At 72.1% G+C, this 19,796-nt stretch carries 19 protein-coding genes; 8 read left to right on the plus strand and 11 right to left on the minus strand.

All coding sequences use genetic code 11. From position 1 onward, the window contains the following. Positions 1–139 precede the first annotated feature (139 nt). The gene (locus tag AC07F3_RS14000; RefSeq protein ID WP_479113720.1) at positions 140–628 is read left to right on the plus strand and encodes an Lrp/AsnC family transcriptional regulator; all 489 of its coding nucleotides are present in this window, start codon (positions 140–142) and stop codon (positions 626–628) included. 21 nt (positions 629–649) lie between these two features. Here AC07F3_RS14000 and AC07F3_RS14005 read toward each other — a convergent pair whose 3' ends face one another. From AC07F3_RS14005 to AC07F3_RS14015, 3 genes are read right to left on the minus strand one after another with little or no spacing between them, the layout of a single operon-like run. Further along, positions 650–1,456, minus strand: a complete 807-nt coding sequence (locus AC07F3_RS14005) for an alpha/beta hydrolase family protein (RefSeq protein WP_479113722.1) — start codon at positions 1,454–1,456, stop codon at positions 650–652. Between the two features lie 49 nt (positions 1,457–1,505). Continuing rightward, on the minus strand, positions 1,506–2,099 hold the full coding sequence (locus tag AC07F3_RS14010; RefSeq protein ID WP_479113724.1) for a TetR/AcrR family transcriptional regulator: 594 nt from the start codon (positions 2,097–2,099) through the stop codon (positions 1,506–1,508). Then, entirely contained in the window at positions 2,096–3,637 is a 1,542-nt protein-coding gene (locus tag AC07F3_RS14015) for a 3-hydroxyacyl-CoA dehydrogenase (RefSeq protein WP_479113726.1), read from the minus strand. Before AC07F3_RS14015 ends, AC07F3_RS14010 begins: the two co-directional genes overlap by 4 nt. A gap of 199 nt (positions 3,638–3,836) precedes the next feature. On the opposite strand from AC07F3_RS14015, the gene paaN reads away from it, so the two are divergent. Beyond that, positions 3,837–5,501, plus strand: coding sequence for a phenylacetic acid degradation protein PaaN (paaN, locus tag AC07F3_RS14020; RefSeq protein WP_479113728.1), 1,665 nt, complete (start codon positions 3,837–3,839; stop codon positions 5,499–5,501). Between the two features lie 36 nt (positions 5,502–5,537). Here paaN and AC07F3_RS14025 read toward each other — a convergent pair whose 3' ends face one another. From AC07F3_RS14025 to AC07F3_RS14035, 3 genes are read right to left on the minus strand one after another with little or no spacing between them, the layout of a single operon-like run. Then, positions 5,538–6,209: a TrmH family RNA methyltransferase gene (locus AC07F3_RS14025; protein WP_479113730.1), complete on the minus strand. Its 672-nt coding sequence runs from the start codon at positions 6,207–6,209 to the stop codon at positions 5,538–5,540. After that, positions 6,206–7,522: an HTTM domain-containing protein gene (locus tag AC07F3_RS14030; RefSeq protein WP_479113732.1), complete on the minus strand. Its 1,317-nt coding sequence runs from the start codon at positions 7,520–7,522 to the stop codon at positions 6,206–6,208. The genes AC07F3_RS14025 and AC07F3_RS14030 overlap by 4 nt, the downstream gene beginning before the upstream one ends. Further along, complete coding sequence (locus AC07F3_RS14035) at positions 7,519–8,340, minus strand: DUF5819 family protein (RefSeq protein WP_479113734.1); 822 nt, start codon at positions 8,338–8,340, stop codon at positions 7,519–7,521. Before AC07F3_RS14035 ends, AC07F3_RS14030 begins: the two co-directional genes overlap by 4 nt. Before the next feature lie 816 nt (positions 8,341–9,156). Here AC07F3_RS14035 and paaA point away from each other — a divergent pair. The 6 genes from paaA (at position 9,157) to AC07F3_RS14065 (ending at position 13,995) form a co-directional block, all read left to right on the plus strand. Next, positions 9,157–10,149 carry a 1,2-phenylacetyl-CoA epoxidase subunit PaaA gene (gene paaA / locus AC07F3_RS14040; RefSeq protein WP_479113736.1) on the plus strand — a complete coding sequence of 331 codons (993 nt, stop codon included), beginning with the start codon at positions 9,157–9,159 and terminating at the stop codon, positions 10,147–10,149. Beyond that, entirely contained in the window at positions 10,146–10,433 is a 288-nt protein-coding gene (paaB, locus tag AC07F3_RS14045) for a 1,2-phenylacetyl-CoA epoxidase subunit PaaB (RefSeq protein ID WP_479113738.1), read from the plus strand. Before paaA ends, paaB begins: the two co-directional genes overlap by 4 nt. After that, on the plus strand, positions 10,430–11,149 hold the full coding sequence (gene paaC / locus AC07F3_RS14050) for a 1,2-phenylacetyl-CoA epoxidase subunit PaaC (RefSeq protein WP_479113740.1): 720 nt from the start codon (positions 10,430–10,432) through the stop codon (positions 11,147–11,149). The genes paaB and paaC overlap by 4 nt, the downstream gene beginning before the upstream one ends. Beyond that, positions 11,143–11,646 (plus strand): 1,2-phenylacetyl-CoA epoxidase subunit PaaD, encoded by a 504-nt coding sequence (gene paaD, locus AC07F3_RS14055; protein ID WP_479113742.1) that lies wholly within the window; start codon positions 11,143–11,145, stop codon positions 11,644–11,646. The genes paaC and paaD overlap by 7 nt, the downstream gene beginning before the upstream one ends. Further along, positions 11,647–12,699 carry a 2Fe-2S iron-sulfur cluster-binding protein gene (locus AC07F3_RS14060; protein ID WP_479113744.1) on the plus strand — a complete coding sequence of 351 codons (1,053 nt, stop codon included), beginning with the start codon at positions 11,647–11,649 and terminating at the stop codon, positions 12,697–12,699. A 153-nt stretch (positions 12,700–12,852) separates the two neighbouring features. Then, positions 12,853–13,995 carry an acyl-CoA dehydrogenase family protein gene (locus AC07F3_RS14065; RefSeq protein WP_479113746.1) on the plus strand — a complete coding sequence of 381 codons (1,143 nt, stop codon included), beginning with the start codon at positions 12,853–12,855 and terminating at the stop codon, positions 13,993–13,995. Positions 13,996–14,207: 212 nt separating this feature from the next. Here the strand turns inward: AC07F3_RS14065 and AC07F3_RS14070 are convergent, their stop codons facing one another. The 5 genes from AC07F3_RS14070 to AC07F3_RS14090 all read right to left on the minus strand — a co-directional run bounded on the left by AC07F3_RS14070 (position 14,208) and on the right by AC07F3_RS14090 (position 19,741). After that, positions 14,208–14,552 carry a rhodanese-like domain-containing protein gene (locus AC07F3_RS14070; protein ID WP_469840298.1) on the minus strand — a complete coding sequence of 115 codons (345 nt, stop codon included), beginning with the start codon at positions 14,550–14,552 and terminating at the stop codon, positions 14,208–14,210. 44 nt (positions 14,553–14,596) lie between these two features. Then, positions 14,597–15,466, minus strand: a complete 870-nt coding sequence (locus tag AC07F3_RS14075; RefSeq protein WP_479114045.1) for a J domain-containing protein — start codon at positions 15,464–15,466, stop codon at positions 14,597–14,599. Between the two features lie 127 nt (positions 15,467–15,593). Further along, on the minus strand, positions 15,594–17,060 hold the full coding sequence (locus AC07F3_RS14080; RefSeq protein ID WP_479113747.1) for a DUF2252 domain-containing protein: 1,467 nt from the start codon (positions 17,058–17,060) through the stop codon (positions 15,594–15,596). A 250-nt stretch (positions 17,061–17,310) separates the two neighbouring features. Next, the gene (locus tag AC07F3_RS14085) at positions 17,311–17,970 is read right to left on the minus strand and encodes a response regulator transcription factor (RefSeq protein ID WP_114038630.1); all 660 of its coding nucleotides are present in this window, start codon (positions 17,968–17,970) and stop codon (positions 17,311–17,313) included. A gap of 76 nt (positions 17,971–18,046) precedes the next feature. Continuing rightward, positions 18,047–19,741, minus strand: coding sequence for a sensor histidine kinase (locus AC07F3_RS14090; RefSeq protein ID WP_479113749.1), 1,695 nt, complete (start codon positions 19,739–19,741; stop codon positions 18,047–18,049). Positions 19,742–19,796: the final 55 nt, after the last annotated feature.

Consider the following 19,796-nt stretch of genomic DNA (forward strand, 5'->3'; position numbering starts at 1 on the left):
GCAGTACTGTGACGCCCCTCACCTACCGATTGTTCGGTCGTGGACGCATTTTGGCTACAGGCACCTCCAGCCTGTGGACAAACGGTTCTCCACAGCCTGGGATGGGAACAGGGTGTCCACAACAGGAAGGCGGGGGGACATGACAGCTGAACAAATGGCCACCGGCGACAACCGGCCGGTGCCAGCGCGCCCGCTGGACGACATCGACCACGCCATCCTGCGCATCCTGCAGACGGACGGCCGGGCCTCGATACGCTCCGTGGCCGAGCGGGTGCACGTCTCGCGCGCCAACGCCTACGCCCGCATCAACCGCCTCGTCGAGGACAACGTGATCCGCGGCTTCACCGCGCGCGTGGACCACGAACGCGCGGGCCAGGGCGCGGCCGCCTACGTCACTCTCAAGATCGTGCAGAACTCCTGGCGCACGGTCCGCGAACAGCTGGGGGAGCTGCCCGGAGCGGCCCACATCGCCCTGGTGAGCGGGGACTTCGACGTGCTGCTCCTCGTGCACACGCCCGACAACAGAGCGCTGCGCGAGCTCGTCCTGACCCGGATCCAGTCCATCCCGGAGGTCCTGTCGACGCGCACGCTGCTCGTGTTCGAGGAGACCGACCTGGACCCCGCGTAGGGGCCGCCGCTCCGGCACCGCTCAGGTGCAGTACTTCCTCAGGAAGGCCAGCACGGTGTCCCAGTTGTCGGGGGCGGCCAGGAGGGCCACCCCGTGCGCGGCCGAGCCCTTCACCGCGACCAGCCGGTCCTCGGGGGCCTTCGTGCTGGCGGCGCTCAGCTCCCGCGCGGCCGTGGCGAACGTGCCGTCCTGGTCGCCCACCATGTAGAGCACCGGCACGGCGAGGGACTTCGCGGCGGTGAGCGCGTCCATCGGGCCGTACTGCCCGGGCGCGGACAGGGAGACCACCGCGTCCGGTTTCAGCGGCATGTGTGCGGCCGCCTCCAGGGTGGCCGTGCCGCCCTTGGACGCGCCCATGAGGAGCAGCTTCCAGGCACCCTCGGCCCGCAGCAGGGCAGCCGCGCCCTCGATCTCGGCGGCCGCGTCGCCGGTCGTGTTGTTGACGGCGAGAACGCGGAAGCCGACCTTGCCGAGCTCGACGGCCTTGTCCTTCCACTGACAGACGTTTCCGTCCGCCTGGTGGGCGAGAACGATCCCGGTGTTGCCACTGCCGGTCAGAAAGCCGCCAGTGGGCGATCCCACCGCGCTCTTGAAGACGATGGAGCCCGCCTTGGCCTGCTCGGGCGTCAGGCAGCCGAAGTCGTCTCCCCGGGCCGGCGGGGCCTGGCCGGCGGGCTCGGCCTTCTTGACGGCGGCTCTCGCGTCCGGCGACTTGCCCGCCGGATCGTTTCCGCCACCCCCGCCGCCGCACCCCGCCAGCGCCGTGCCCACCAGCAGCACGGCGGCACAGACGGACACCAAGGGCACAGGAGTTCGCAGGGCAGCCATGACCGTGGATGGTGATCCGCTTCGGTGCCTCAGTCAACGGCGCCGGAACTCAATGGCCGGTCCGCAGCCCCTCGAAGGCCATCCTGACCACGGTGTCCGCCACCTGGTCCCCGTCCGCCTCCCCCTCACGCTGCGGCCGGTACCACTCCACCAGCGAGTTGACCATGCCGAAGAGCAGCCGGGTCGCCAGGCGAATGTCCAGGTCGGCACGGAGATCACCGTCGGCGACGGCCGCCTTGAGCAGGTCGGCGACGCGCTGGTCGAACTCCCTGCGGCGCTCCATCGCCCAGCGTTCCGTCTTGGTGTTGCCGCGGACGCGCAGCAGCAGCGTGACGTAGGGAAGCTCCGCCATCAGGACTTCGACCGTACGTCGGGTGACGTACTCGACCCGCTCGATCGACCGGCCGCGCAGGGCGCCGGGCTCGTCCAGGACGCCGAAGAGTCCGTCCGTCGCGCGGCTCACCGCCCGGTGCAGCAGTTCTTCCTTGCCCGCGACATGGTGGTAGATCGAGGACTTGGAGATCCCGGCCGCCTTGGACAGGTGCTCCATCGACGTGCCGTCGTAGCCGCGCTCGTTGAAGACCCGCACGGCGACCGTGAGCAGCGTCTCGGGCGTGTAGGTGTCGCGCTTGGCGGTCGTCATGAGCCCGTCTCCTCGTCACCCGCGTACGCCTGCCGGAAGAGGGCGAGCGAGGGGGCGTAGCGGCCGGTGGGGCAGCGCTCGTGCAGCGCGGACAGCAGGTCGTACGCCCAGTCCCGGCCCAGTCGGCGGTTCCATTCGACGGGCCCCAGCGGGTAGTTGACGCCCAGCCGCATCGCGGTGTCGATGTCCTCGGGCGTGGCGACGCCCTTGGCGACGGCGTCGGCGGCGAGGTCGACGAGCATCGCCACGGTGCGGGCGACGATCATGCCCGGCACGTCGCCGATGACGCTGACCTCCTTGCCGAGCTTCTGGAACAGGCCGACGGCCTCGCTGACGGCGCGCTCGGAGGTGTCCTCGCTCGCGGAGAGCGCGATGCGGGTGGCGCCCCGGTAGTCGAGGGCGAGGTCGAAGTAGACGACGTCCGCGAACTCGACGGACGTCTTGCCGTCGGCCGGGACGAGCTGTCCATCCCCCGGAAGCTCGATGTAGGGGCCGCCTTCGTTGACGGTCTTCACGGCGATGTTGGCCTCCGTCATCATCGCCACCAGTTCGCGGGCCGGGCCCAGGTCACCGACCACGGTGACGGCCGCCGGGGCCTCGGCGGGCGGCGCGGTGTGCGGCTCGGGACGCACGACCTCCTTCGGGGAGGCGCCGGAGCCGTAGCCGTACCAGCCGCGCCCGCTCTTGCGCCCGTGCAGTCCGGACTCGACCAGGCGGCGCTGGGCCAGCGACGGCGCGAACTTGGGGCTCTGGAAGAAGGACTCCCAGACCGAGCGCGTCACCGCCTCGTTCACGTCCTGCCCGATGAGGTCGGTCAGCTCGAAGGGGCCCATCCGGAACCCGCCGCACTCGCGCAGCACCGCGTCGATGGTGGCGGGGTCGGCGCCGCGCTCCTCGTAGACGGCGAAGGCCTCCGCATAAAAGGGCCGGGCGATGCGGTTGACGATGAAGCCGGGAGTGTCGGTGCAGCGCACCGGCGTCTTGCCCCAGGCCTTCGCCGTCTCGTACGCCCTGGTCGCCGCCGTCTCGTCGGTGGCGAAGCCGCTGACGACCTCGACCAGCGGGAGCAGGGGGGCGGGGTTGAAGAAGTGCAGTCCCACGAAGCGCCCCGGGTGGTCGAGCGCCCCGGCGATCGCGGTCACGGACAGCGAGGAGGTGTTGGTGGCGAGCAGGCAGTCCTCGGCCACCACCGCCTCCAAAGCCCTGAACAGATCCTGTTTGACCGGGAGTTGTTCGAGGACGGCCTCGACGACGAGCGCCGCGTCGGCGAGCTCCGCGAGCTCATCGGCCGGGTGCAGGCGGGCCAGGGCGCCCTCGCGGTCGGCGGCGGACAGGCGGCCCTTCTCGACCAGCCGGTCCAGGCGGGCGGCAAGGGCGTCGGCGGCCTCGCGCGCACGGCCCGGCACGGCGTCGTGGAGCCGCACGCGGTGCCCGGCGACGAGGGCGACCTGGGCGATGCCCTGGCCCATGGTCCCGGTGCCGACGACGGCGACGGTACGGCTCGGCGCGATCGCCGGTGCGCTGGCGGTTTCGGTCATGAACGCGATCCTCCCCTACGGCTGGCCCACGGGCCCGGCGGGCCCCCTCCCGGGGCGCCCGAGCGGGGCCGTGGCGGGCGTGGCCGGTAGTTGTCCACAGGTTTCCCCGGACCCTCTTGTCCCGACCGATCGTTCGGTTACTCTAACGGTGTCCGGCTCTCCCTGCCCAGCTCGAAGACTCGACGAGGAGTTGCTCGCCATGCAGCTGACCGAGAAGCACAGGCCCACCCTGGACGGGGCTCTGGAGGCGATCCGCACGCGTGCGTACTGGTCGCCGCACCCGGAGCACCCCAAGGCCTACGGGGAGACGGGCGCCGAGGACGGCAAGGCGGCCTTCGACGCGCTCCTGAACCGCCGCTTCGACCTCGACCAGCCGGGCACCGACGACTGGACGGGTGCCGAAGTCTCGCCCTACGGAATCGAGTTGGGCGTCCAGTACCCGCACCCCGACCTCGACGTGCTGCTGCCCGCGATGCGGGCCGGTATGGCCGCCTGGCGGGCCGCCGGGCCCGAGACGAGGGCCCTGGTCTGCATCGAGATCCTGGCCCGGATCGGCGCCCGCACCCACGAGTTCGCGCACGCCGTCATGCACACCAGCGGCCAGGCGTTCATGATGGCCTTCCAGGCGGGCGGGCCGCACGCACAGGACCGCGGCCTGGAGGCCATCGCGTACGCCTACCAGGAGCAGACGCGCACCCCCTCGGGCAGCGCCGCCTGGTCCAAGCCGCAGGGCAAGCGCGAGCCCCTGGAGCTCGCCAAGACGTTCACACCGGCCGGGCGCGGCATCGCGCTGCTCATCGGCTGCAACACCTTCCCGACGTGGAACGGCTACCCGGGCCTGTTCGCCTCCCTGGCCACCGGCAACCCGGTGCTGGTCAAGCCGCACCCGCGCGCGGTCCTGCCGCTCGCGATGACGGTGAAGGTGGCGCGCGAGGTGCTGGCCGAGGCGGGCTTCGACCCCAACCTCGTGGCCCTGGCCGCCGAGCGGCCCGGCGAGGGCATCGCCAAGACCCTCGCGGTCCGCCCCGAGATCAAGATCATCGACTACACGGGCTCCTCCGCGTTCGGCGAGTGGCTGGAGGCCAACGCCCGCCAGGCGCAGGTCTACACCGAGAAGGCCGGCGTCAACACGGTGGTCATCGACTCCACCGACAACTACAAGGGCATGCTCGCCAACCTGTCCTTCTCGCTGTCCCTGTACAGCGGCCAGATGTGCACCACCCCGCAGAACCTGCTGATCCCCCGCGAAGGCATCGCCACCGACGCGGGCAAGAAGTCCTTCGACGAGGTGGTCGGCGACCTCGCGGGCGCGGTCAGCGGCCTGCTCGGCGACGACGCCCGGGCCAACGCGCTGCTCGGCGCCCTGGTCAACCCGGACGTGAAGTCCCGCCTTGAGGCGGCGGCCGGCCTCGGCGAAGTCGCCCTGCCCTCACGGGAGGTGGCCAACCCCGAGTTCCCGGGCGCGGTGGTCCGCACCCCGGTGATCGTGAAGCTGGACGGCGCGAAGCCGGACGCGGAGGCCGCCTACCTGTCGGAGTGCTTCGGCCCGGTCTCCTTCGCCGTCGCCGTCGACTCCACGGCGGACGCCGTCGAGCTGCTGCGCCGCACGGTCCGCGACAAGGGCGCGATGACGGTCGGCGCGTACACCACCTCCCCCGAGGTGGAGCGCGCGGTGGAGGACGTCTGCCTGGACGAGTCGGCCCAGCTGTCGCTGAACCTGACGGGCGGGGTGTACGTCAACCAGACGGCCGCCTTCTCCGACTTCCACGGCTCGGGCGGCAACCCGGCGGCCAACGCGGCCCTGTGCGACGGGGCGTTCGTGGCGAACAGGTTCCGCGTGGTGGAGGTCCGCAGGCAGGCCTGAGCACAGGCCGCACGGCCGCGTGGCAGCGGGGGCGCGTCAGTCGGGGACGACGGCGTGCCTCTGCACCCAGGCGTGCATCGCGATGGCGGCCGCGGCCCCCGCGTTGATCGACCGCGTGGACCCGAACTGCGCGATGGAGCACACCATATGGGCGTGCTTACGGGCCTCCTCGGTGAGCCCGGGGCCCTCCTGGCCGAAGAGCAGCACACACCGGCGCGGCAGCTCGGTGCGCTCCAGCGGCACCGCGCCGGGAAGGTTGTCGATCCCGATGATCGGCACGCCCTCCGCCACCGCCCACGCGGTCAGCGACTCGGTGTCGGGGTGGTGGCGCACATGCTGGTAGCGGTCCGTGACCATCGCGCCGCGCCGGTTCCAGCGCCGCCGCCCGACGATGTGGACCTCCTTGGCCAGGAACGCGTTCGCGGTCCGCACCACGGAGCCGATGTTGAAGTCGTGGCCCCAGTTCTCGACGGCCACGTGGAACTCGTGGCGCCGGGTGTCGAGGTCGGCGACGATCGCCTCGCGCGTCCAGTACCGGTAGGCGTCGACGACATTGCGCCGGTCGCCGTGCGCGAGCAGCTCCGGGTCGTACCGCTCGCCCTCGGGCCAGGGCCGCGGGTGCGGGCCCACGCCGACCTCGGCCGGGCCGAAGCCCTCGTCGTACTGGATGGCGTCGTCGGCCGGGGCCGGCTGTTCGGTGCTGCTCACCCCACGAGCGTACGTGGCCGCTCGGCCGCCTCCGTCGTCTCCCCGCGCTGCTCGGGAACGCGCGCGCCCGCCCGCAGCCGGCCCGCGAACGCGCCCACCTTGCGCAGGAAGGACGTCGGCAGGAACACGGCGTCCGCGGCGATCATCGCCAGCGAGAAGAACGGCAGGCCCAGCAGGACGGCGATCCCGGCGTGCTCCAGCATCATCGCCACGAGCAGCACGTTCTTGACCCGCCGGTTGAACAGCGTGAACGGGAACGCCACCTGCACCATGACCGTTCCATAGGTGAGCAGCATCACGATCACGCCGCTCGTGCCAAGGAGGGAAGAGAGCTCGGGCCACGGCGAGAAGTAGTCCAGCTTCAGCGGATAGAACAGCGCGGTGCCGTCCTGCCAGCGGGTGCCCTGGATCTTGTACCAGCCGGCGGTCGCGTAGACCAGGCAGACCTCCGCCATGATCACGACCATGGCCGCGTTGTGCACGAGGTTGGCGAGCACGTCGAGCAGCGCCCGCGCATCGGCGCTCGCGAACCGGCCCGCCGCCCACCACAGCCCCTGCGCGGCCCACGCGCCCCAGAAGACGACCCACAGCCACCACTCGCCGCCGCCGAGGACACCGGATCCCGACGTGCGCCAGGTCCCGGCGAGCAGCCCCAGACCGCACACCGCCCACAGCACCGGGCCCACCCGGTCGCGGGCCGACCCGCGCGCCACGCGCCGCGCGTCCAGCGACCAGACCTGCGCGCACCGGGTGAAGACCAGATAGATCGCCATCAGGTGGATGACGTTGTCACCGCCGTCCCCCATGAAGACGGAGCGATTCTGCAGGGAGAGCACACCGATCATGAAGACGACGGACATGGTGCGGGTGCGCCAGCCCAGCATCAGAAGCGCGCTGGACACGACGGCCAGCGCGTACACGAACTCGAACCAGACCGTGCTGTCGGACCACAGCAGCGTGGTGAACGCGTGGTTACCGGACACCAGCCGGTTTCCCAGATCGAAGCTCCAGGGCCCGTCGGGTCCGTACAGCTCGCGGCGGTGCGGCAGTTCGCGCAGCAGGAAGAACAGCCAGGTCGCGGAGAACCCGATCCGGACCACGGCGCTCTGGTACGGGCCGAGGGCCGCGGCCGAGACGAGGCGCACGGCGCGCGCCGCCCGCGTCTCGGTCCCGTCGCCGGAACCGGCGGGCACGGTTCGTCCGGGGGCGGAGGAACGGGCGGGCGTGGTCTGCCCGGGACCGGCGGTCGCTCCCGCGGTGGGGGCGCCGTCGGCCGGTCGGGCGGCCGGGCCGTCGTGGTCGTACGTGCTCACCGCTTCGCCTCCGTACGTGCGTCACCGGCACCGTTGGGCAGGTCGGCGGGGGTCACCGTCCACCACGGCACCTCCCGGTAGACGGGCCGGCTGTCGGTCTTCTCGTCGCTCCACGAGGGGCCCTTGACGGAGGTCGTCATGGACCTGACCTGGATCCGGTCGACGGTGCCGCCGTCGCGGTGCGCGCCGAGCCGCAGCATCACGATGCGGCGCAGGTACTGCTCGGAGAGCTCCCCGCGCAGCCCGTTCGGCTTGTTGTCGTCGGTGTGCGATCCGACGAAGAAGTCCCAGCCGCGGCGCAGTTCGTTCTGCTCGGTGTGGCTGGGCAGCGGGTTGTGCAGGATCGCGGCGCCGTCCTGCGCCGAGAAGTCGATCCAGGGGGTCGTCCGGACGCTGCCGTCCGGCATCTTGATCTCGGCGCGTCCCTGGACGTCGATGTTCTGCTGGAGCGGGTTGGGCGCGAAGAGCTTCCAGTTCTGCTCGAACTCGGGATACACCCAGTCGTCGACGGCCTTTCCGTACTGCTTGCTGACCGTGTTGGACGGCGCGACGTGCAGGAACACCATCCCGATCTGTACGCAGGCGACCACGCCGATGACCGCGAGCGCGAGGGCGGCCACGACCTGGAACCGGAAGGGCAGCCCGGCGATCCCGCGCGAGGATCCGTCGCCGCCGCCGGAGCCGACGGGATCGGGAACGTCGGTTCCACCGGAATCGGAAGGGGGGTGCGGGGCCGCGTCGTCGCGGGGGTGCGGGGCGGAACGCGGGCCCGGGTCGGCGTCCGGCGGCGTGGGTCCGGAGTCCCCGGGCGGGATCACGGTCGGCCAGGGAGCTGAGCCGCGATCCGCGCTCTCCTCAGCGGGCCGCGCCTCCCCAGGGACTGCCGCGTCCACAGGAAGCCTGGTGTCGTCAGGGAGGGGGATGTCTTCAGAAACCCTGGTGTCGGCAGGGGCCGAGGGGCCTTCGGGTGGCGGGGTGCCCTCAGAGGCCGAGGTGTCGGCAGGGGCCGAGGTGCCCTCAGACTGCGGGGTGCCCTCAGGAGCCGAGGTGTCGACAGGGACTGCCGTGTCCGCAGGGACCGGCGTGCCCTCAGACTGCGGGGTGCCCTCAGAAGCCGAGGTGTCGACAGGGACTGCCGTGTCCGCAGGGACCGGCGTGCCCTCAGACTGCGGGGTGCCCTCAGAAGCCGAGGTGTCGACAGGGACCAGCGTGTCCTCGGGGAGCTGGGCGTCCCCAGAGGGCGGGGTGGCGGAAATCCGGCCCTGCTCCGACGCGGGCTCCGTCGCGGAAACCCGGTCCGGAGCCGACGCCGAGTCGAAATCGGCCCCGTCCCCCCGTTCGGCGGCACGGTCGGTCGCGCGGTTCTGGCCCCGTCCCCCAGGGGCTCCCGAACCGCTCCCGGCGGGGTCGCCGAGCCCGGCCGCAGCGGCCTTGACCTGCCCGGACCCAGCTCCGTCGGCCTTGCCCCCGGCTCCGGTCCCGTCCTTGTACGAATCCATCCCGCCCCGATCGGCACCCGCTGAGTTATCCACAGGGTTGACACCCTACGGGCCGTCGACTCACCATTGAAGTCATTGAACCGAACGATCGGTCGGTTGGTGGACAACCGCACAGCAGATCGGCAGGGGGCCGCAATGACCGGAGTGACCGCGACAGCCACGACAGCCGCAGGGACGGACACCGCGAACCGGGCGGTGTTCGACGCGGCCGTCGCCGCGGACGAGCGGATCGAGCCACGCGACTGGATGCCCGAGGAGTACCGCTCCTCGCTGGTCCGCCAGATGGCGCAGCACGCCCATTCCGAGATCATCGGCATGCAGCCGGAGGCCAACTGGATCACCCGCGCCCCGTCGCTGCGCCGCAAGGCGATCCTGATGGCCAAGGTCCAGGACGAGGCGGGCCACGGCCTCTACCTCTACAGCGCGGCCGAAACGCTCGGTACCGGCCGCGAGGAGCTCCTCGACAAGCTGCACTCGGGCCGCCAGAAGTACTCCTCGATCTTCAACTACCCCACCCTGACCTGGGCCGACGTCGGCGCGATCGGCTGGCTGGTGGACGGCGCGGCGATCACCAACCAGGTCCCCCTCTGCCGCTGCTCCTACGGTCCGTACGCCCGGGCGATGGTCCGCATCTGCAAGGAGGAGTCCTTCCACCAGCGGCAGGGCTACGAGCTGCTCCTCGCCCTCTCCCAGGGCACGCCGGAGCAGCACGCGATGGCGCAGGACGCGGTGAACCGCTGGTGGTGGCCCTCCCTGATGATGTTCGGCCCGCCCGACGACGAGTCGGCGCACTCGGCGCAGTCCATGACCTGGAAGATCAAGCGGCACTCCAACGACGAGCTGCGCCAGCGCTTCGTGGACATAGCGGTCGGCCAGGCCGAAGCACTGGGCCTCACCCTGCCCGACCCCGACCTTCGCTGGAACGAGGAGCGCGGCCACCACGACTTCGGCGCCATCGACTGGGCGGAGTTCTGGGACGTCCTCAAGGGCAACGGCCCCTGCAACGAGCAGCGGATCACCCAGCGGCGCCGGGCGCACGAAGAAGGCGCCTGGGTGCGGGAGGCGGCCGACGCCTACGCCACGAAGCAGCACGCGAAGAAGACCGCGAACGGAGAGGCAACGGCATGAGCACGCACGACTGGCCGCTGTGGGAGGTGTTCGTGCGCTCGCGGCGCGGGCTGTCCCACACCCACGCGGGAAGCCTGCACGCGCCGGACGCCAAGATGGCGCTGCGCAACGCCCGCGACCTCTACACCCGCAGGTCGGAGGGCATCTCCATCTGGGTCGTGCCGTCCGCCGCGATCAGCGCCTCCTCGCCGGACGAGAAGGACTCCTTCTTCGACCCGGCCGCCGACAAGCCCTACCGCCACCCGACGTTCTACGAGATCCCGGAAGGGGTGAAGCACCTGTGACGGCCACCGTCTCGGCGGACGCCGCCCTCGCCCTGGGCGACGACGCCCTGGTGCTCTCGCACCGGCTGGGGGAGTGGGCGGGCCACGCCCCCGTCCTCGAAGAAGAGGTCGCGCTGGCCAACATCGCGCTCGACCTGCTCGGCCAGGCCCGCGTCCTGCTCTCCCAGGTCGGCGACGAGGACGAGCTGGCCTACCTCCGCGAGGAGCGGGCCTTTCGCAACCTCCAGCTCGTGGAGCAGCCCAACGGCGACTTCGCCCACACCATCGCCCGCCAGCTGTACTTCTCCACGTACCAGCACCTGCTGTACGGCGAACTGGCCGCGGGAGACGGCGAGTTCGCGGCCCTGGCGGCGAAAGCGGTCAAGGAGGTCGACTACCACCGCGACCACGCCGAGCAGTGGACGCTGCGGCTCGGCGACGGCACCGAGGAGAGCCACCGGCGCATGCAGCGGGCCTGCGAGGCGCTGTGGCGCTTCACGGGCGAGATGTTCCAGCCGGTGCCGGGCCTCGACCTCGACACGGACGGCCTCGAAGCACGGTGGACGGCATCGGTGACCTCGGTCCTGGACCGGGCGACCCTCACCGTCCCCGAAGGACCCCGCACCGGCGCCTGGGCGGCAGGCGCCGGCCGGCAGGGGCTGCACACCGAGCCGTTCGGGCGGATGCTCGCCGAAATGCAGCACCTGCACCGCAGCCACCCGGGGGCGACATGGTGACCGACACGCCCCTCACCCCTCTGGAGACCGAGCTGCGGCGCCTCGCGGGCTCGGTCCCCGACCCCGAGCTGCCGGTCCTGACCCTCGAAGAGCTCGGCGTCCTGCGCACCGTGCACGTCGAAGCGCCGGACCGGGTGCGCGTCGAGCTCACCCCCACCTACACCGGGTGCCCCGCCGTGGAAACCATGTCCTCGGACATCGAGCGCGTGCTCCACGACCACGGCATACCGCACGTCTCGGTCGTGCGCGTGCTCTCCCCCGCCTGGTCGACCGACGACATCAGCGCGGAAGGACGCCGCAAGCTCGCCGAGTTCGGCATAGCCCCTCCCCGGCCGCACACCGCAGAGGGCCCCGTCGCGCTCACCCTGTCGGTGCGCTGCCCGCACTGCGGATCCACCGACACGGAGCTGCTCAGCCGCTTCTCCTCCACCGCCTGCAAGGCGCTGCGCCGCTGTGTGTCGTGCCGTGAACCCTTCGACCACTTCAAGGAGTTGTAGATGTTCCATCCGCTCCGGGTCAGCGAGGTCGAGCAGCTCACGGACGACTCGGTGGCCGTCACCTTCGCCGTGCCGCCCGAGCTCCGCGAGGCCTACCGCCACCTCCCCGGCCAGCACCTCGCCCTGCGCCGCAGCGTGCGCGGCGAGGAGATCCGCCGTACGTACTCGATCTGCGCGCCCGCCGTCCAGGCGCCGGACGAGCCCGTCCTGCGGGTCGGCATCCGCGTCGTGGAGGGCGGCTCCTTCTCCACGTACGCCTTCAAGGAACTGGCCGTCGGCGACATCGTCGACGTCATGGAGCCGATGGGCCGCTTCGTCCTGGAGCCGCGCCCCGGGCACTACGCGGCGATCGTCGGCGGCAGCGGCATCACCCCGGTCCTGTCGATCGCGGCCACCCTGCTCGCCCGCGAGCCCGAGGCGAGGTTCTGCCTGATACGCAGCGACCGCAGCGCCGCCTCCACGATGTTCCTCGAGGAAACGGCCGACCTGAAGGACCGCTATCCCGAGCGGTTCCAGCTGGTCACCGTGCTCTCCCGGGAGGAACAGCAGTCCGGGCTGCCCTCGGGCCGGCTCGACCGCGAGCGCCTGGACACGCTGCTGCCGGCGCTGCTCCCGGTGGCGGACATCGACGGCTGGTTCCTGTGCGGACCGTTCGGCCTGGTGCAGGGTGCCGAGCGGGCCCTGCGCGGGCTCGGCGTCGACCGCAACCGCATCCACCAGGAGATCTTCCACGTCGACGCGGCACCGGCGCCCCTCGCCTCCGCCGCAGCCCCCGCGCACGCCACGCTCACCGCGACCCTGGACGGCCGCTCTGGCAACTGGCCGGTGCGGGAAGGCGAGTCCCTCCTGGAAACGGTGCTGCGCGCCCGCGCCGACGCCCCGTACGCCTGCAAGGGCGGCGTGTGCGGGACCTGCCGGGCCTTCCTGGTCAAGGGCGAGGTGCGGATGGAGCGCAATTTCGCGCTGGAGCCGGAGGAGACCGAGGCGGGTTACGTCCTGGCCTGCCAGTCCCACCCCGCCACCGGGGAGGTGGAGCTCGACTTCGACCGGTAAGGAGCCGGGCCGGGCGCATCGGAGCCGCGCCCATTCCCATCCCGTAGAACCTGTTCTATCTTGACGATCCGTCAGATCCGGACGCTTGGTAACGCGGTTCACGCCGCGACGCCCCGATCCGGACAGAGCCGGTGCACGCGGGAGGACAAGGCCGTGGACTTCACCTTCACCGAGGAGCAGCAGGCAGCCGTCGAGGCCGCCAAGGCGGTCTTCTCCGGCGTCGCACCCGACGCGGTACCCAGCCCCGCTCTCACGCCGGGCGCCGTGGCCGACGACTTCGACCGCCCGCTGTGGGCCAAGCTCGCCGCGTCGGACCTGCTGAGCCTGGTGATCGACACGGAGCACGGCGGGGCGGGCCTGGACCCGATCGCCCTGTGCCTGGTCCTGCGCGAATCGGCCCGAGTCCTCGCCCGGCTGCCCCTCCTGGAGACCAGCGCGGTCGCCCTGACCGTACAGCGGTACGGCCAGGCCGAGTTGAAGCACGAGCTGCTGCCCGCGATCGGCCGGGGCGCGCTCGCCCTGACCGTCGCCGCCAACGGCCGCACCGGCCACGACGGCGCCGAACTCGCCGTCACCGCCCGCCGCGACGACGACCACTGGGTACTCGACGGCACCCAGACCGGTGTGCCCTGGGCCCAGACCTGCGACCGCATCGCCGTCCCCGCCCACACCGCCGAAGGCCGCACCGTACTGGCCCTGCTTCCCCGGCCCCACCAGGGCCTCACCCTCGCCGACCAGGCCTCCACCAGCGGCGAACGCCTCGGGGAACTCCACCTCGACGCCGTACGCGTCCACCCCGCCGACGTCATCGACGCGGACGGCGCCTGGGAATGGCTGCGCAACCTGCTCACCACCGGAACCTGCGCCCTGGCCCTGGGACTCGGCCAAGCCGTACTCAGCATGACCAGCCAATACGTCGGAAAACGCGAGCAGTTCGGCCATCCGGTCGCCACCTTCCAGGCGGTCGCCGTCCAGGCCGCCGACCGCTACATCGACCTGCGCGCCATGGAAACGACCCTCTGGCAGGCGGCCTGGCGCATCAGCACCGGCGCCCAGAGCGCCCTGCCCGTCGCCGCGGACGTCGCGGTCGCCAAGATCTGGGCCTCGGAAGGCGTACGCCGCGTCGTCCAGACCGCCCAGCACCTGCACGGCGGCTTCGGCGCCGACACGGACTACGCGCTGCACCGCTACCACGCCTGGGCCAAACAACTGGAGCTCTCCCTCGGCCCGGCCGCCGCCCACGAGGAAGCCCTGGGCGACCTCCTCGCCGCCCACCCCCTCAGCCAGCCCGCGTAGGGGGTGCGGGGGCGGCTCGGGGGCCGTGCGCCGCGGAGGCTCCCGACGTACGACCCGGGGAACGGGCTCCGCGTGGACCTACGACGTACGGCCCGGGGTACGTCCTGTGCCACGGGACGGCCATGCCGACGGCACAGCCCCGCCCACGCACGGTGCGGGGCGCGACGTACGGCCACACGAACGCTCGACGCGGGGGGCCTGTGCCGAGCGCGCTAGACGACGGTGCCCGGCGCGCCCTGGGCGTCGACGACCTTACGACCGGCGGCCTCCCACACCTGCATGCCGCCGTCGACGTTCACCGCGTCGATCCCCTGCTGCACCAGGTACTGGGTGACCTGCGCAGACCGGCCGCCGACCCGGCACATCACATACGCCCGACGCCCGTCCGCGACCGCCTCGGTCACCTCACCGAAGCGGGCCACGAACTCGCTCATCGGCACATGCAGCGCGCCCTCGGCGTGCCCCGCCGCCCACTCGTCGTCCTCGCGGACATCGAGCACCAGGGCGTCGGCCGGCACGGCGGCGACGTCCACCGAGGGCAGCTGGGCGAAATTCATGGGTCATGCCTTCTCTCGTACGAACCCGGCAGGTCCCCCGAACGCTACTGCACCAGCTTCGCGAGCTCCGCCTCACGACCGGCCACCTCGGCCAGCAACTGCTCGGCGATCTCGTCGAGCAGCCGGTCCGGGTCGTCCGGCGCCATCCGCAGCATCGAACCGATCGCGCTGTCCTCCAGCTCCCGCGCCACCAGCGCCAGCAACTCCTTGCGCCGGCTCAGCCACTCCAGACGCGCGTACAGCTCATCGCTCTCACTGGGCCGCGCCTCCTCCGGCACCGGTCCCGCCGCCCACTCCTCGGCCAGCTCCCGCAGCGACGCCTCGTCGCCCCGCCCGTACGCCGCGTTGACCCGGGAGATGAACTCGTCCCGCCGCGCCCGCTCCGTCTCGTCCTGCGCCAGATCGGGGTGCGCCTTGCGCGCCAGCTCGCGGTACAGCCTGCGCACCTCCTCGCTCGGCCGGACCCGCTTCGGCGGCCGCACCGGCTGATCGGTGAGCATGGAGGCGGCCTCGGGGGAGAGGCCGTCGGAGTCCATCCAGTCGTGGAACAGCTCGTCGACCCCCGGCATGGGCATGACCGCCGCCCGCGCCTCGCGTGCCTTGCGCAGATCCTCGGGATCACCGCTCTGCACGGCCCGGGCCTCCGCGATCTGCGCGTCCAGCTCATCGAGCCGGGCGTACATCGGGCCGAGCTTCTGATGGTGCAGCCGGGAGAAGTTCTCCACCTCGACCCGGAAGGTCTCCACCGCGATCTCGAACTCGATCAGCGCCTGCTCGGCCGCCCGCACCGCCCGCTCGAGCCGCGCCTCGGGCCGCTCCTGCTCCGCCGCGCCCGGCGGGCTCCCCTGCCCGGCCTCAGCACCCGGTGCGGCACCCGCACCCAACGGCGTGCCCGGCTCGCCCCCCGAAGGCAGGGTGGTCAGCGGGTCCTCGTTCCGGGCAGTCGTACCGCCGGCAGCTTCGTCCGTCACCGGTCCAGCGTACGGGCGGGGGGTGGGGGTGGGGGCCCTCCCCTCCCCCCCCCAACCCCCCCCACCCCTCCTACACCCCCAGCTCCGCCGCGATGCGGCCGTCGCGCACGGCGGCGTCCAGGATCGCGTGGTCGGCCTCCATGCGGTCGGCGTAGGTCACCGCGAAGGCGGCCACCGCCTCGTCGAGCTCCTCGTTCTTTCCGCAGTACCCGGCTATCAGGCGCGGGTCGACGCTGTGCGCATGGGCCCGGGCGAGCAGCGCACCCGTCATGCGCCCGTAGTCGTCGAGCTGGCCGGGGGCGAGCGCGGCGGGGTCCACGCTGCCCTTGCGGTTCCTGAACTGCCGCACCTGGAAGGGCCGTTCGTCCACAGTCGTCCAGCCGAGCAGGATGTCGCTGACCACCTGCATCCGCTTCTGCCCGAGCACCACGCGGCGTCCTTCGTGCCCGGCCTCGGGCGCCGCGAACCCGGCCTTGTGCAGGTGCGGCAGCAGCGCCGACGCCCTGGCCTCCTTGACCTGGAGCACGAGCGGCTCGCCCCGGTGGTCCAGGAGCAGCACCACGTACGACCGCGTTCCGACGCTTCCCGTGCCGACCACCCGGAAGGCCACGTCGTGGATCGCGTACCGGGCGAGCAGCGGGAGCCGGTCTTCGGACAGGGTGTGCAGGTACTGCTCCAGAGAGACGGCGACGGCGGCCGCCTCGGCGTCGGTCACGCGGCGCAGCACCGGCAGCGCGTCGACGAAGCGCAGGTTGCCGTCCTCGCCCTGCTCGGTCGCCTTGGTGGCGAAGCGCGCGCTGGTGTTGTTGCGCGCCTTCTCCGAGACCCGCTCCAGGGTGCCGAGCAGGTCGTGGGCGTCGGCGTGGGAGACGAGTTCCTCGTCGGCTATCGCGTTCCAGGCGTCGAGGACCGGCAGTTTCGCCAGCAGGCGCATGGTGCGGCGGTAGGCCCCGACCGCGTCGAACGCCGCTGCCCGGCAGGTGTGTTCGTCGGCGCCCGCCTCCCGGCCGGCCAGGACCAGCGAGGTGGCGAGCCGCTTCACGTCCCATTCCCAGGGCCCGGCGACGGTCTCGTCGAAGTCGTTGAGGTCGATGACGAGGCTGCCGCGCGCATCGCCGTACAGGCCGAAGTTGGCCGCGTGCGCATCACCGCATATCTGTGCGCCGACGCCGGTGACGGGTGTGCCGACCAGGTCGTGGGCCATCAGTCCGGCGGACCCGCGCAGGAACGCGAAGGGGCTGGCGGCCATGCGGCCCACCCGTATCGGTGCGAGCTCGGGTACGCGGCCGACGTTGGATTCCTCCACCGCGCGGACGGCGTCGGGCCGGTCGGCGGTGAGCACCAGCGATTCGTGCGAGGCGCGGGGGAAGCGGGCGCGTAGCGCCTTTCCCTGGGCCTTGGGTGACCCCGGGGCCCGGTGGGGTCCCGTGCCCGGTGCGTGCGGGCGGACGGCGAATCCGGGGACCTGGGGGATCCGTTCCCGCCCGTCCTCCGCTCCGGTCCGCTGTACCGGAACCACCGCGTCGACCTCGCCCATGGCGTGCCGCCTCCCCCGTCTCGTGCAACATCCCTGTCCAGCGCTCTCGTACGACGTCAAGAGCTCAACTGCCCCTGACGGTACAGGCGCTGGCGGAAACCCGTCTCCCCCTGTGGATAACTCTGCGACGGCCCTGAACCAGCAGGCCGGAACGGCTGATGGGGGTGGGCGGTGTTTCACGTGAAACACCGTCGGCCGCCGCCGGAACGGCGGGCACGACGAGTTCGCCGCCGCACCGGCCCGGCGCCCTCTACAACCCCGCGTCCCGAGCCAGCAGCGCCGCTTGGACCCGGTTCTCGCAGTCCAGCTTCGCCAGGATTCGGCTGACGTACGTCTTCACGGTGGCCTCGCTCATGTGGAGCCGCTTTCCGGCGTCCGCGTTCGACAGGCCTTCGCCGAGCAGCGCCAGGACGTCCCGCTCGCGTTCGGAGAGCACGCCGACCCGGCGCCGGGCTTCTTCGGCGCGGGCCGCGGCACGGCCCGTCGCGAGCTGGTCGACGACGTGCCGGGTGGCTGCGGGCGAGAGGTAGGCGTCACCGGCCGCGGCGGCGCGCACGGCACGGATCAGTTCGGCGGGCGCGGTGTCCTTGAGCAGGAATCCGGCGCCGCCGTGCTCCAGGGCGCGCAGGACGTTCTCCCGCTCCCCGAACGTCGTGAGGATGATCACTCGCGCGCCCGGTACGGTCCGGCGCAGTTCGGCCAGGGCGCTCAGCCCGTCCATCTCGGGCATCTGGATGTCGAGCAGCACGACGTCCACGGCGTGGGAGCGGGCGAGTTCGACTGCTTCGCGGCCGTTGGTGGCCTCCGCGACGACGTCGATCGCCGTGTCCGAGGTGAGGATCATGCGGATCCCGGCCCGGATGAGGGGTTCGTCGTCGGCGATCACGACCCTGATGCGTGGTCCCGTCACACCCAGTCCTGTCCCGATCCTGTCCTGTGCGCCGTCGCACGGCCCCGGAGCGGGCAGGGGCCCGCCGGTGTCGCCGCTAGCGCGCCACTTCGTACGACTTCTTCTCGATCAGCTTGCCGTCCTTGAAGCAGAACCGGAAAACCGGCTCGGTCTCCAGGCTGTCGCCGGTCTCGGAGGACATCAGGACCAGGCACTGCGAGGCCTCCGGTTCGGCGGGTCCCTTTCCGGCGAGGCCGGAGGTCAGCACGGTGTCACCGCTCGGCAGCGCGTCGCGTACCTCCGCCTCGGAGGCGCCCACCTTGATCCGTTCGTACTCCGACGGGTCGATCATGCCTTTCTCGGCCGATCCGGCGAGGAAGAACAGTCCGACTCCGGCCGCGATGGCGAGCAGCACCACCGCCCCCACGGCGATTCCGCATCCCAGCGCGACGCCTCCGGCCCTGTTCCTGCCGCTCATGCCCAGCTCCTTCTCCGCGATGTTCCAGTCCACGACCGGACCACCGTCGCCGAGGGGCGGGGCGGGTGACTGCTGCCGGAAGTCGTCGGGGGCGTCGACGAACGTCGCGGCTTCGGCGGCCCCGTACGGCAGGACTCCCGCCACCCGGAAGCCGCCGTCGTCGGTGGGGCCGGTGTGCACCATGCCGCCGACGAGCCGGGCCCGCTCGTGCAGTCCGGTCAGGCCCTGGCCTCCGCTGACCACGTCACCGGCCTGGTCCGCGGCCGCGCGGTCGACGACGCCGTTGACGACCTCGACGACGAACGAGTCGGGTTCGTAGCGCAGTTCCACGGTGATCGGGGCGCCCGGTGCGTGCTTGTAGGCATTGGTCAGTGCCTCCTGGACGATCCGGTACGCCGCGTGATCGGCGGCGGCGGCCAGCGGCCGGGGTTCGCCGCCGGAGCGCAGTTCCACGGTGTTCCCGGCGGCCCGTGCGGCCGTCACGAGCGCCTGGATGCCGGCGGTGCCCCGGGCGGCGGGCTGGGCCGCGTCCGGCGCCCCGGGGGCTTCGACGCCGTCCCGCAGGATGCCGACGACCTCGCGCAGTTCGTGCATGGCGGCGACGGAGGCCTGGCGCAGCACGCCGACGGCCTCGCGCTGGCGGCCGGTCAGTTCGGGGTCGACCTCCAAAGCGCCGGTGTGCACGGAGATGAGGGCGAGCTGGTGGCCGAGGCTGTCGTGCATGTCCTGGGCGATGCGCTGGCGCTCGCGCAGCCGGGCCTGGCCCGCGACCATGGCGCGTTCACGGAGCAGCTGGGCGTTGTGTTCCTGCATGGCGCGCAGCAGGGTGCGCCGCTGTGACCAGTACCGGCTGGTGAGGCCGGGCACGACGGCGACGGCGAGGAAGAACAGGGTGCTGAAGACGCCCATGAGGATGGGCTGTGCGATGGGCCACAGCGTGATGACGCCGAGCACCTGGTAGACGACGAAGGCGGCCGTGAAGGCGGCCAGGGCCCGTCCTGCGCCGACGATGTGGCGGCCGGCCGACCAGGCGGCGACCATCAGGAGCGGGGCGGCCTCGCCCGCCGTCATGGACAGGGCGGCGGCGCCGAGCAGCACGCTCGCGGGCAGGGAGCGGCGCAGCAGCGACAGGGCGACGACGGCGACGGCGACGGCCGCGGCGCGCAGGGGCCCGCCGACGAGCAGCCCCATGCCGCCCGTCATGAGGGCCAGTACGAACGCGAGCGCGGCCTCGCCGCCGACGCGGCGCCGCGACCAGGGTTCGGGCCCCTTCAGCAGGCGCCATCCGTTGCGGGCCCTCGATGACACATCCACGCCCGCACCCTAGGCAGGGCTCCCCCGGCCGGGCGGCTCTCTTTCGTCGCGCCTC

The sequence above is a fragment of the Streptomyces sp. NPDC045846 genome (genome assembly GCF_056431605.1).

Coding starts and splice junctions, on each gene's coding strand:
- AC07F3_RS14000 (WP_479113720.1), top strand. CDS start 140: ATGACAGCTGAACAAATGGCCACCGGCGACAACCGGCCGGTGCCAGCG.
- AC07F3_RS14005 (WP_479113722.1), bottom strand. CDS start 1,456: ATGGCTGCCCTGCGAACTCCTGTGCCCTTGGTGTCCGTCTGTGCCGCC.
- AC07F3_RS14010 (WP_479113724.1), bottom strand. CDS start 2,099: ATGACGACCGCCAAGCGCGACACCTACACGCCCGAGACGCTGCTCACG.
- AC07F3_RS14015 (WP_479113726.1), bottom strand. CDS start 3,637: ATGACCGAAACCGCCAGCGCACCGGCGATCGCGCCGAGCCGTACCGTC.
- paaN (WP_479113728.1), top strand. CDS start 3,837: ATGCAGCTGACCGAGAAGCACAGGCCCACCCTGGACGGGGCTCTGGAG.
- paaA (WP_479113736.1), top strand. CDS start 9,157: ATGACCGGAGTGACCGCGACAGCCACGACAGCCGCAGGGACGGACACC.
- paaB (WP_479113738.1), top strand. CDS start 10,146: ATGAGCACGCACGACTGGCCGCTGTGGGAGGTGTTCGTGCGCTCGCGG.
- paaD (WP_479113742.1), top strand. CDS start 11,143: ATGGTGACCGACACGCCCCTCACCCCTCTGGAGACCGAGCTGCGGCGC.
- AC07F3_RS14060 (WP_479113744.1), top strand. CDS start 11,647: ATGTTCCATCCGCTCCGGGTCAGCGAGGTCGAGCAGCTCACGGACGAC.
- AC07F3_RS14070 (WP_469840298.1), bottom strand. CDS start 14,552: ATGAATTTCGCCCAGCTGCCCTCGGTGGACGTCGCCGCCGTGCCGGCC.
- AC07F3_RS14080 (WP_479113747.1), bottom strand. CDS start 17,060: ATGGGCGAGGTCGACGCGGTGGTTCCGGTACAGCGGACCGGAGCGGAG.